This is a genomic window from Fictibacillus sp. WQ 8-8 (genome assembly GCF_024494405.1).
GTDB classification, from domain to species: Bacteria; Bacillota; Bacilli; order Bacillales; family Fictibacillaceae; genus Fictibacillus_C; species Fictibacillus_C marinisediminis.
Map to the genome: position 1 here is coordinate 1 of NZ_JAMXKG010000031.1, position 12,685 is coordinate 12,685.

General features: G+C 43.5%; 11 protein-coding genes and 1 pseudogene. 10 read left to right on the plus strand and 2 right to left on the minus strand.

Annotated features, from left to right (window positions below):
• On the minus strand, positions 1–284 hold a 284-nt coding region (locus tag M1K46_RS25140), incomplete at its 3' end, for a carboxymuconolactone decarboxylase family protein (protein WP_256228180.1).
• Between the two features lie 165 nt (positions 285–449).
• Here M1K46_RS25140 and M1K46_RS25950 point away from each other — a divergent pair.
• From M1K46_RS25950 to M1K46_RS25185, 10 genes and pseudogenes are all read left to right on the plus strand, one after another.
• A pseudogene (locus tag M1K46_RS25950) lies at positions 450–536 on the plus strand (hypothetical protein); the annotation flags it as partial.
• Between the two features lie 124 nt (positions 537–660).
• Entirely contained in the window at positions 661–882 is a 222-nt protein-coding gene (locus tag M1K46_RS25145) for an alpha/beta-type small acid-soluble spore protein (RefSeq protein WP_256228181.1), read from the plus strand.
• A gap of 975 nt (positions 883–1,857) precedes the next feature.
• Positions 1,858–2,088 carry a group-specific protein gene (locus M1K46_RS25150; protein ID WP_256228182.1) on the plus strand — a complete coding sequence of 77 codons (231 nt, stop codon included), beginning with the start codon at positions 1,858–1,860 and terminating at the stop codon, positions 2,086–2,088.
• Positions 2,089–3,186: 1,098 nt separating this feature from the next.
• Entirely contained in the window at positions 3,187–4,182 is a 996-nt protein-coding gene (locus tag M1K46_RS25155) for a thiamine pyrophosphate-dependent dehydrogenase E1 component subunit alpha (RefSeq protein ID WP_256228184.1), read from the plus strand.
• 20 nt (positions 4,183–4,202) lie between these two features.
• Positions 4,203–5,234 carry an alpha-ketoacid dehydrogenase subunit beta gene (locus M1K46_RS25160; protein ID WP_256228185.1) on the plus strand — a complete coding sequence of 344 codons (1,032 nt, stop codon included), beginning with the start codon at positions 4,203–4,205 and terminating at the stop codon, positions 5,232–5,234.
• Positions 5,235–5,260: 26 nt separating this feature from the next.
• On the plus strand, positions 5,261–6,499 hold the full coding sequence (locus tag M1K46_RS25165) for a dihydrolipoamide acetyltransferase family protein (RefSeq protein WP_256228187.1): 1,239 nt from the start codon (positions 5,261–5,263) through the stop codon (positions 6,497–6,499).
• A 16-nt stretch (positions 6,500–6,515) separates the two neighbouring features.
• Positions 6,516–7,898 carry a dihydrolipoyl dehydrogenase gene (gene lpdA / locus M1K46_RS25170; protein ID WP_256228188.1) on the plus strand — a complete coding sequence of 461 codons (1,383 nt, stop codon included), beginning with the start codon at positions 6,516–6,518 and terminating at the stop codon, positions 7,896–7,898.
• A 25-nt stretch (positions 7,899–7,923) separates the two neighbouring features.
• On the plus strand, positions 7,924–8,697 hold the full coding sequence (locus M1K46_RS25175; protein ID WP_256228189.1) for an acetoin reductase: 774 nt from the start codon (positions 7,924–7,926) through the stop codon (positions 8,695–8,697).
• A 178-nt stretch (positions 8,698–8,875) separates the two neighbouring features.
• Positions 8,876–10,726 carry a sigma-54-dependent Fis family transcriptional regulator gene (locus M1K46_RS25180; RefSeq protein ID WP_256228190.1) on the plus strand — a complete coding sequence of 617 codons (1,851 nt, stop codon included), beginning with the start codon at positions 8,876–8,878 and terminating at the stop codon, positions 10,724–10,726.
• A gap of 359 nt (positions 10,727–11,085) precedes the next feature.
• Positions 11,086–12,102, plus strand: a complete 1,017-nt coding sequence (locus M1K46_RS25185) for a hypothetical protein (RefSeq protein WP_256228191.1) — start codon at positions 11,086–11,088, stop codon at positions 12,100–12,102.
• 409 nt (positions 12,103–12,511) lie between these two features.
• Here the strand turns inward: M1K46_RS25185 and M1K46_RS25190 are convergent.
• On the minus strand, positions 12,512–12,685 hold a 174-nt coding region (locus M1K46_RS25190), incomplete at its 5' end, for a cation transporter dimerization domain-containing protein (protein ID WP_305586390.1).

The following is a 12,685-nucleotide window of genomic DNA, read 5'->3' on the forward strand; positions in this document are numbered from 1 at the left end:
CCTCCGGCTTCAAGTGCAGCTGTTACAAACACTGCTTCTACCAATTCTTCGAGGGATGCACCCGATGTTTTGGCATTACGGGTATGCACATCAATACAATAAGGACACTCAGTTGCGTGCGCCACAGCGACAGCAATAATTTCTTTATCCTTTTTTGTAAGAACGCCTTCTTGCATTACGGTTCTACTAAAATTTTCGTACGCTTGCTGTTGTGCAGGAGCTAATTCGCCCAGCTTAGCAAGATGACGTAAGTTTTCCCTTTGATATAAGTTTTTTGCCATCATTCATATTCCTCTCTTAAAAACTGCTTATTTTAAATTCAAAGTCCATCCTTTATTACTTCCTCAGATTCACCTTGGCCTGTTCCATTTTTTTATACTATCCATTTTGAATAAGAGTATTCAAAGCTTGTCAAGCCGTATTTTACAAATCAGTAGGTATTTTCTTGGACACAGAGCCGCCTGCTTTTTCCTGCCTGGTATGCAGCTGATACCGGTTTACAAAACTTTGCGAACAACAAAGAAAACCCCAGGTGAAAAATGCAATTGTAGGTAAACCCTTACCGCATCATTTAATATAAAAATAGGAAACATTTTAGAAATTATTGCATAAAAAATAGTTTAAATTGAGATGTTATGTAAAAAAGGAGGTGAGTACATAATGGCAAATCGTAGTGGTGGTAATCGTAATCAAGTATTAGTACAAGGTGCACAACAAGCACTTGATCAAATGAAATATGAAATCGCAACTGAATTTGGTGTGCAACTTGGAGCTGACACAGCTTCTCGTGCTAACGGTTCAGTAGGTGGTGAGATTACAAAACGTCTTGTTGCTCAAGCACAATCGCAACTTTCCGGAGGTTTTGGTGGAGCATCTCGTTAATTGTAGGTAATAATGTATAAGTTTTACTTCTCTCAAACAAAACATAAATGGATCAGGCTGCCTAAAAATAGGTAGCTCCGTATTTTTGATTCAAAACTAGATCTCCTTTTTTTAAAAGAGCAAAGGGATAACAAGAGGAGGTCTACAATGGCAAAGCAGACTGATTGTTATCCCAATAATCATTAACATCAACAAAAGGATAAATAAATATCCATTTTTTGTGTTAAATAAATGTAAATTTACTACATAACAATCGTTGGTTTGAACAAAAAATTTTTAAACTGGATTTATAAATACCGAAAAGCCTCGTCACAACTGGCATCGAGCGACCAAACAATTACTGTGGTAAGGTAAGGCTCACGACAGTCGGGAATTTAGATGTACGACGATCAATTAAAGCTAACATTAGATTTTTAGCTTCAACATAAGCCTTCATGAGAGACTTGTTAGACATCTTGTCTAAAGTCATCTGTACCATTCCTTTCTGGCTGCATCAGACACTTTATGTACAATTATAATAACGTTTTTAACAAAAATTAACCCTTATTTTGTCCTATTGTTTCGACAATTCCCTTTTTTTTGTTCATTTTGAACAATCACCGATTAATCGATGTAGAAAAACGGATACACAATGAGGTGAAAAGCCTATGTGGGAGAGATTGCATAAAACCGTAATTTCTTTAAAAATTCCTGATTACAACTTTCTGGCTCTGGAGTGGTTAAACTTCCCCATACGTGAGTGGAAGAAAACAAATATCGTCGCAAAGCAAGTTTGGCTAACATAGGAGGTCGATGTCTCATCAAATTAATACAAAAAATAGAGCATGAACAGAATGAGGAAAAATTTAACTACGTATTGTAACAATAATAATAGTGTCCTTGTTTTCTCTCATTTAAAAGGTTATTTTGTTTCACGTTGTAAGAATAGTTCAATCATATTAAGATAAAGAGAGTGAGAGAAAGAGGAGGGATGTTATGAACAAGTGTAACATGGATCACTCAACAGTAGATGTCAAACATAAATATGAGGCACAGAAGGAAGAGCTTCCAGAAGATATTTGTGGGTTGTTTGATGATTTTTTAAACAGGAATAACTCACAACCCACCTTAAATGAGATGTTTCATCTTCTCAAAAAATATGATTTAGCTGATGAATTAGAAAGATTAGAACGAAATAGAAAAATGAGATCGTTACTTCTTAAATAGGGATGTAAAAAGGCTTCTCTTTACGGGGGTGCTGACATTTCAATAGGCATTTTAGAACTTGTGTCGATCTTTCGACATAAGTTCTTTTTAATGGGGAATTTTTATGATAGGAAGAATAGAAGAAACGGTCTAAATCGTTTTTCGGAATATGCCCCTTTAAATGACTATAATTTCACGTACCGTAATTTTATCAAAAAAAGAATGAATTTTCTATTCACTTTCTATACCTGCCCATTGTTATTAAGCGAAAGAACTGACTGCCTGCAAAAGAATGCCCTTGTGTGAGGTGAAAACGCTCACTGTGTTTTTAATGAGCAATGTGAAAAGAGATGGCTGCTTGTTTTAGCTTCATGGTCCATCGTTCAGCTTTACGGGAGGCATTGCATGTTGACGTTTTAGAAAAGGGACGTTAACACCATTATACTTTCCTGGATTTGTTTTAAATTTTAAAACAGCTAGTTCTGCAGCATCTTATCTTTCACCGAATTAGTAACATAAGATTCAACTCATTACCTAAGATTCCCTGAAAACAGGTTTGAAATAGGTATGAATGCCTGTTTCATACCTAGCTCTTAATTAAAAAACCGAAAGTCGGGAGGAATTGGACATTAACCAGAAATATTTGGTCATCTTAGAGCTTCGTTTCGAAATTTTTTAATTGATCATTGTCCAACAGCTTAGGAACTTAATAGACAATGTTCAAAAAATAGGGGGTATACCACACTAAAAAAATAAATAGATGAAGTTGTTAATATGCTTAAGGAAGCTGAAAATACTATGTCATTGGAGCGGGGCTATGGCATTCAAGGGTGTTCCCATAGTAATAACTATGTCATACGTTGTTTACTGACAAGGCGTGAGCTCTCGAAGTGCTTTTAACGAGTCGATATAAAAAGTGTCTTCATACCTGAAGAGAGTATCCTATTAAAAAGACAACGGGACAGGACGAGACAAAATGAGACAACCGTCTCGTTTTGTCTCGTTTTTTATGTCTGTGAATCCGCAAATGCCTTTTGCTAAGGGGTTTTTTAGGTTGGCATGAATCTTGCTACTTAGTAAAGTGCAGTTTTAAAACAAGGAAAGACAGGAGGCTGACGTATGGAAGCGACGCAAAGTCAAAACAAAGAAACATTAACACGGGAAAAGGCGCAGTGGATTTATCAGAAGATGCTGGAGATCCGCAAGTTTGAAGACAGGGTGCATGAATTGTTCTCGCTCGGGAAATTGCCTGGATTCGTTCACCTTTATGCTGGGGAGGAAGCGGTGGCAGTGGGTGTATGTGCGCACCTGTCCGACCGTGACAGCATTACGAGTACGCACCGGGGACACGGCCATTGTATTGCCAAGGAATGCGGATTAAACGGCATGATGGCTGAGATCTATGGAAAAGTAACAGGGCTCTGCAAAGGAAAGGGAGGATCCATGCATATAGCTGATTTTGACAAGGGCATGCTTGGAGCCAATGGAATTGTCGGTGGAGGCTTTCCATTAGCCTGCGGAGCAGCCCTGACAGCCAAGTATAAAAAGACCAATAATGTAAGCGTTTGCTTTTTTGGTGACGGGGCCAACAACCAGGGAACGTTTCATGAGGGCATTAATTTAGCTGCTGTCTGGAAACTGCCGGTCGTGTTTGTCGCAGAAAACAATGGCTACGGTGAAGCCACACCATTCTCCTATGCCTCCAGCTGCAAAACCATCGCAGACCGTGCGGCAGGCTACAGCATTCCTGGTATCACCGTGGATGGAAAAGATGTTCTGGCTGTATACAAAGCGGCAGAAGAAGCAGTGGAACGGGCGCGACGTGGCGAGGGGCCAACATTAATTGAGTGCGTGACCTACCGCAATTATGGCCACTTTGAAGGAGATGCACAGAAATACAAGCTGGAGGAGGACAAGAAAGAACAGAAAGAGACAAAAGATGCGATTATTAATTTCAGAAAGCATGTGCTGGAAAATGGCCTGTTTGCTGAAAATGAGCTGGTGGAAATGGAAAATGCCGTTGATCTGGCAATTGAAGAAGCGGTAAGATTCAGCGAAGACAGTGAATATCCGGATGCGTCCGATTTATTGAATGATGTGTATGTAAGCTATTAAACAAAAAGGAGGCAACGATAATGGGAAGAACAATCAGTATGTCCGATGCAATTAATGAGGCGATGAAGTTCGCGATGAGAAAAGATGAAAATGTACTCCTTCTGGGAGAAGACGTTGCCGGCGGTGCACAAGTGGACCATCTACAGGATGATGAGGCCTGGGGCGGTGTGCTTGGCGTAACCAAAGGGCTCGTTCAGGAATTTGGAAGGGAGCGGGTGCTGGATACACCGATTACAGAGGCCGGCTATGTCGGTGCCGCGATGGCTGCCGCATCCACTGGTCTTCGTCCGATTGCCGAGCTGATGTTTAACGACTTTATCGGCACATGCCTGGATCAGGTGCTCAATCAGGGGGCGAAGTTTCGCTACATGTTTGGTGGGAAAGCAAAAGTACCGATTACCATACGGACGACACACGGAGCGGGCTTTCGGGCAGCAGCCCAGCATTCCCAAAGTCTCTATGCGTTGTTCACGGCCATTCCCGGAATTAAAGTGGTGGTTCCTTCCACTCCTTACGATGCCAAAGGACTGCTCCTGAAGGCCATTGAAGATGATGATCCGGTAATCTTTTTTGAAGACAAGACGCTTTATAACATGACAGGAGACGTGCCGGAAAATTACTATACCATTCCATTCGGTGAGGCGGATATTAAACGAGAAGGAACCGACCTTACCATTGTGGCGATCGGCAAAATGGTTCAGGTCGCGCTGACAGCAGCTGATCAGTTGGCATCAAAAGGAATACAGGCTGAGGTTGTGGATCCAAGGAGTCTATCGCCTCTTGATGAAAACACTATACTCGGATCCGTAGCCAAAACAAACCGCGTGGTGGTCATTGATGAAGCGAATCCGCGCTGCAGCATGGCGACAGACATTGCGGCACTAATTGCCGATAAAGGATTTGATTCACTGGATGCTCCGATCAAGCGTGTCACGGCTCCTCATACACCGGTTCCATTTTCGCCTCCGCTGGAAGACCTTTACCTTCCGACACCGGAAAAAGTGGTGGCAGTGGTATCAGAATTACTGGGAGAAAACGCACTCAGCGTGTAACGATCAAGGAAGGGAGAGGAACGAACATGGCCATAAATGTTATCATGCCAAAGCTCGGTATGGCGATGAAAGAAGGAACCGTTTCCGTCTGGAACAAAAAAGTGGGCGATTCGGTACAAAAAGGAGAACTGATCGCCAGCATCAATTCTGAAAAAATAGAAAAGGAAATTGAGTCGCCTGGAGAAGGAGTCCTTCTGGAAATTGCGGTAGAAGAGGGACAGGGCGTGCCGCCTGGAACTCCGATCGCCTATATCGGGCAGCCGAATGAAACGATCGTAAAAAAAGAGGTCAGGGAAGAGGCAGCAGCCAGTATCGCCGCAGAGCCAAAGAGGCAAACCCTGACGGTAAAGGAGCAAGAAAAGACAGATTCTCCTGCTGCTGGTGAAAAGGTCAGAATTTCGCCTGTTGCCAGAAAAATGGCCGCCCAGGCCAATCTGGACATCCAAAACCTGACGGGAACAGGGCCGGGAGGAAGGATTACAAAAGAAGATGTGCAAAAGGCACTGGAGACTAAATCTCAAATGTCCCAGCCAGAACCGGCTGCTCTTAAACAAAACGAATCGCCAGCTTTGGCGGATCAGCCATCAAGGCCCCTTTCCGGCATACGCAAGGTAATTGCAGAACGGATGCAAAGAAGTCTTCTGAACACTGCCCAGCTGACCATCAACATGAAGGTGGATATTACCGAATTGAAAACGCTCCAGGCTCAAAGCGCGCCATCTGTACAACGCAGGTTTGGAGCGAAACTCACGTTAAATGATTTTATTGCCCGCGCGGTTGTTTTATCGTTGCAAGAACACCCGGTAATGAATAGCACTTTCATTGAAAATTCCATTCAGGAAAGTGAAAACGTCCATCTTGGCATGGCGGTTGCACTTGCAAATGGACTCGTTGTTCCGGTGATTAAAAATGCGGAATCACTTTCTTTGTCGCAATTGTCCGCAGCCATCCGGACGGCGGCAGATCAAGCAAGAGAAGGGAAGCTCAGCAGTGAAGAGATGAAAGGCTCAACCTTTACGGTAACCAACCTCGGAGCGTATGGAGTAGAGCATTTTACGCCAATTCTGAACCCTCCGGAAAGCGGGATTCTGGGCGTAGGGGCAGCGGACGACCAGCCGGTGTATATAGGAGAACAGCTTGAACGCCGGAGCATTCTGCCGCTGAGCCTGACGTTTGATCACCAGATAGTGGATGGGGCGCCGGCTGCCGCATTTTTAAAGACCATTAGACAGTATTTAGAAGGGCCATTTGCAATGCTTGTATAGAAAGAAGGTGGACGTGATGGAAACAATCGCAGTGATCGGAGGCGGGCCTGCCGGTTACGTTGCTGCAATCACCGCAGCACAGCAGGGGAAAGAGGTTATCCTGATGGATCAAGCAGCCTTGGGAGGCACCTGCTTAAATAAAGGCTGTATGCCCACAAAAACACTTCTGGAAACCGCGGAAGTGCTTGAGAAAATTCAGCATGCAGAGGAATTTGGCGTCTCGATCTCCTCTGCAGAAGCTGTCATTAACTGGGACAAAGTGCAACAGCGCAAGAACTCGATTAAAAATCAGCTTGTTTCGGGTATTCAGTATTTGATGAAAAAGAACCAGGTGACCGTGATTCATGGAAAAGCCAGGTTTGTTACAGCGAACACGTTGAGGGTTGATGAAAACAGCGGCTCTGAACGATTCATAGATTTTGATTCTTGCATCATCGCCGCAGGGTCGGAGCCAGCTGAGCTTCCGTTTGCTCCGTTTGACGGAGAATGGGTGCTTCACAGCGGCCAGGCCATGGAGCTCAAAGCCATTCCGCAAACGCTGCTCATTGTTGGAGGAGGAGTGATAGGCTGCGAGTTTGCGAGTATTTACAGCCGGTTTGGAACGAAGGTAACGATGATTGAGATGGCAGATCAGTTGCTGCCGGGCGAAGACCGGGACATTGCCGCTGTGCTTGAGGACAGGCTGAGAAGGGACGGTGTAGAAGTACATACGTCTGCCTCATTAAAAATGCTTGAGGCACATAAGAAGACCGCCATTTACGAAGCTGATGGACAGCGGATTGAAATGAAACCTGATAAAGTTATGGTTTCTGTGGGAAGGATACCTCGTGTAACCGGCCTGGGCCTTGACGATATTGGCATAGTGACTGAAAAAGGCGGAATTCAAGTCAATGAGTACATGCAGACGAACTTGCCGCACATTTTTGCTGCAGGCGATGTGACAGGAGGAATTCTGCTTGCCCATTTGGCCTTTCATGAAGGGACGGTTGCTGCATTAAATGCCTGCGGCACCCGCAAACAAGTGAATTACAAAGCGGTCCCCCGGTGTATTTACACTTCTCCAGAAATCGCCAGTGTCGGCTTGACAAAGAGGCAGGCACAAGAACAATACGGGGACGTGAAAACAGGGGAGTTCTCTTTTGGAGCCAACGGAAAAGCATTGATTCTCAATGAGCCTTTTGGAAAGGTAAAAGTAGTGATTGATCCGGAGTACAATGAAGTGCTCGGCATTTCCATTGTCGGTCCGCGTGCGACTGAACTGATTGGGCAGGGAACGCTCATGCTTCACGGCGAGTTAACCGTGGACGTTCTTGAGGATTTCATCGCTGCCCATCCCACTCTGTCTGAAGCCATTTCAGAAGCCATTGCCAGTACAATCGGTCAGGCGGTCCATGCCTGATTTAAAAAGGAAGGGATGAAGATAGATGCATGAAATCAAAACAGCCATCGTCACCGGATCCGGCCAGGGCATTGGGCGAGCCATTGCATTGCGGCTGGCAAGTGACGGGTTTAACGTAGTAATCAATGATGTTGATAAGGGGAAAGCAGAAAGCGTCTCAGAGGAAATCGAACGTCTTGGAAGAAAAAGTCTGGCCGTTCAAGCGGATGTCAGCAAAAGGGACGAGGTTTTCGGTATCGTATCACAGGCTCAAGAAGCGTTCGGCAGTGTGGATGTAATGGTTTCCAATGCAGGGATCGCCCAGGTAAAGCCCCTGCTCGAGGTAAACAAAGAAGATTTGGAGCACATTTTTAATGTGAATGTATTTGGTGTGTTGTACGGCATTCAGGCAGCCGCAGAGCAGATGAAAAAACAGCAGAGCGGCAAAATTATTAGTGCCTGCAGCATTGCCGGTTATAAAGGCTTTAGCCTCCTTGGTGTGTATTCAGCCACCAAATTTGCGGTCAGGGGGCTGACACAGGCGGCTGCCCAGGAACTGGCACAGTTTGGGATTACGGTAAACGCCTATTGTCCCGGCATTGTCGGAACACGAATGTGGGAACATATCGATGAACGAATGGCAGAATATATGGATTTAAAAAGAGGGGAAGCGTTCAGGCAGTTTTCTGAGGGAATTGCCCTGGGCCGTCCGGAAAAACCGGAGGATGTCGCACAATTTGTTTCTTATCTGGCTTCCGATGATTCCAACTACATGACTGGCCAATCCATAATGATTGATGGCGGTGTCGTTTTTTCCTGAAAAATACAGATCATTAGCGCCGCTTACGGGCACGGTATTTACGTGCCCTCTTTTCATGCTGATTGTAAGCGCTTTAAATTTTCGATATAATAAGAAAAACACACGGAAAATTCTAAAATATTTTGGTTGTTGGACAAGCTTTGTTTCCCGCACTCTTATTAGGATAGAGGAGGTCAAAATGCTTGCGTCTAACTGTTATTTGAGCACTTGGAAGCGGTTTGTACATGAAGGAGTTCTCGATCCATCCCGGTTGAATAAGCGCATTCAGGAATCCTGGCACCGGTGCAAAGATGTCAAAGTGGATCCTTATCTGACCAAGGGACGCCATATTTTATCACAGCAGGAGCTGCTCCATCATAAAAAGAAAAGTTCCTTCTTTTTAGAAGCGGCCCAGCCCCATATCACACGAATGAAAGAGGCTATCCATGAGCTTGGAATGATGGCGCTTTTAATTGATTCCGAAGGCTATGTTCTGTCACTGACCGGCAGCCGGAAGATTATTGCTGACGCCTCGAAAATCAATTTTATCGAAGGGGTCAAATGGACGGAAGAAGAAGTGGGCACCAATGCCATCGGTACGGCCCTTCAAACCAAAGAGGCCGTATTTGTCAGCGGAACAGAGCACTACTCCATCGCATCACATCAATGGAGCTGTTCTGCCGTGCCTGTGCATGACCCTGAAGGCAGGATACTCGGTGTTTTGGATGTTTCCTGCCCGGTAGATTCAGCTCATCCGTATATGCTCGGTGTTGTGGCTTCGGTTTCACAGGCCATTGAACAGGAACTGAGAATCCAGATCTGCCAGATGGAGATGGAACTCATCCAGCAGTCCATGGACATGATTGAAACCCATCCCAACCTGGTGATCTGCAGCCCTTCCGGTAAGATTTTAGCCATGGGCCAAGCCCTTCGCCGAAGATGTACGGATTTGGCTGGAATGAAAATCACTGAGGCCATTCAATTTGGCCTGATCAAGGAAACCCAAGTGCCATTATATAATGACCAGAAAAGCATCATTGGCTATTGTGTCCGTCTTGTGCCCAATCAGCAGAGCCCGCGATTTCAAGGCCGGAACACAGCCGTCAGTTCTTTTTTTGCCTTCCCTGGCGAAACGGGCAGAAGTGCTGCCTTTCAACAAACGATCGAAGAGATCCAACGGGTTGCGCCCCGTTCTCTGAGTGTCTATATTTCAGGAGAAACCGGTACAGGAAAAGAGCTGGTGGCGCGTGCGATTCATGAAAACAGTCCAAGAAAAAAAGGACCGTTCGTCGCCGTAAACTGTGGGGCACTTTCGGCAGAACTGCTGGAAAGTGAACTATTCGGCTATGCACCGGGTGCATTTACAGGCGCAAAAAAACAAGGGACCGAAGGGAAATTTCAGCAGGCGGACGGAGGAACCATCTTTCTTGATGAAATCGGGGAAATTCCACCATCCATGCAGGTGGCTCTTCTGAGAGTGCTTCAGGAGAAAAAAGTCACCCTTGTAGGAGGGACTAAGGAAATCCCGGTCGATTTCCGGGTGATCTGTGCCACTCATCAGGATCTGGGACAGCTCGTTCAGAAAGGGTCTTTTAGGAAAGATTTATTTTACCGGCTTCACGTCTATCCGCTGGCTGTTCCTGCACTCCGCGAGAGAAAGGAAGATATCCCAGATCTTATCCGGTATTATTGCGAGAAAAACGGCATTGTTCCAAACTGGCCGGAGCATTTTATGGAAAAAATGATGGCCTACCACTGGCCCGGCAACATCAGAGAGTTGTTTAATGTGATCGAACGGCTGCATATTTTGCCTGCGGCCGAAATGGACACGGATCAACTGAATCGTCTGCTGCTGCCATTGGAACATCAGGAAACAGACTACGGATTCCCCGTAAAAGAGGAACCATCCCTTTCCTTTCGCGATAAAGTACAGCGTGATGTGATCATGAACGCACTAAAGAAAACAAAAGGAAACGTGACGCTCGCTGCAAAACTGTGTGAAATCCCACGAAGCACCTTTTATAAAAAAATTCAAAAATTCGGGCTTTGAACAGTTTTTGCAAAGATGGCAACTAAAGTTGTAGCCGCCTAAATATACCACAAGATTTTCTATTAAAATTCTGTTATAATATATCCCTTTTGTCCCAGGCTGCAACCCTATTTATATCAAGGAAGGACAAGCTTAACTGATTTCTAAGGAATTCGTCTTATAATGAAATATTATGTATTTTTTGATTTTTTCCTGTCGATAATTCCTCGGTCTCATGGTCATTTCCATTTTTATTTCTCGGTTAATTGGTCATTTCTCCAGTAATGTAACCCAAGTAATGTTACTCAGGTAAAATTAATAGTCGTTATGTTTGGGACTTTCTTCGCATAAGATTCAAATAAATGTAAAGGAGGGGTTATGTGGCAAGATTTTTTAATGTTCACGAGGCATTAAAAATTTTGAGCGAACATCGTATAACGGATTCCATTCAGATGGTAACAAGGTATATTCGTGAAGGCAGAATCAAAGCTGAAACCATTCAAAATCGAAAGGATGGTTATCGAATACATGAAGACGATCTCTATGACTTCATTAAAGAAATAGATCCTGAAATTGTATGGATCATGGATGCGTATAAAAATGATTACATTCCAAGCCTTCTAACCCCAGGTCAAAGAAGATACGTTCATAAAGCAGAAAAAAGGGATGAACAGATCAACACTGAAGAAACATTGTCCAATCCAAACATAGTTGATATTGACGAACGGCTTAATAAAATAGAAGAAGAATTGTGCAACATAACTAAGGCTTTTGAAAATGAAGATACAGCCATCGATGAAAGAAAAATTACAGATATCATTGATAAAAAAATAGTAGATGTTAAAAAACGAACATCTGAATTAGAAGAAAAACATTTGAGCTTATTAGAAATTATCCAGGAGAATAAAGGACAATTAAATGCAATAATGGAAGGATTGCAAAAGAGGGATCATCAGCAGTTGAAAATAGCTAGACCAAAGAAATCGGAACAAAAAGGAGAAAAAGGGGAGTTTCCTTATACTCTTATCGAATTTAAGGAGCAGATTAAAGAATTAGCAGCAGAACATAACTGGGGGTATGATGAAAAGAACGACTCACAATTTATTGATGAATATTACCATGCCTTGTATAAGGACGGAAAAATTAATCCCGATCAGAGAAATGGAGAAGGGCAAATAAAATGTCCTTTTACATTAGAAAAGCACAAATACTTAAGAACATTGTTAAAAACGGCGATACCTGCTTATTTAAAATCTAAAAGAGGATCCCAACCGCTGAGGGACCTAATGATGACGATGTTCCAAAAGCAACAGAGCAAGTGGTTCTCTTTAATAAACAAAAATAAAGTAAATAAAAAAGAGAGGCTTTTTATTTATACAGGCCTCTCTTTACAATAATCAACAGATACTTAACGGAGCTGATGTAATGTGGGCTCCGATGATACCAGCAATCGGAATCAGCCACTAGTGATCCTCTTCCGAAAGTAAATCGAATCCACTCTCTAGAAAGGACCGTTAACATGAACAATAAAAACCTGATAATGAAGTTCGATAAACAAGCCAAAGACGTCGCTCTTTATGAAAAAGTAGAGCATCGCTGCACACCATTGAAGCAGGTGCAAAATCCAAGCCTCTGGATGCAAAGACTTTAACTAACGCAGCTGATGAACTGAATAGTGTTTTATCCAAAGTGGAAAAATTGAAGTAAAAACAAAAAGCCCAAGAATGATGGCATATTCTTGGGCTATTTTTAATGGTTGCTAGGCCGTAGTGCATTATTGGCAAGAGATAATAAAGATCACAATGCTTAGTTGGGTTCCACATGGACATGAACATCATATACTCCGTAATCTCTTATGAGGATCCTTTCCATAAGGGTGGCTATATCATGAGCTTCTTTAATGCCTAACGTAGATTTAACCATTATAACAACATCAATAACTTCGTTATTTCCGTAATTTCTCCCCTTAATGGTTTTTAT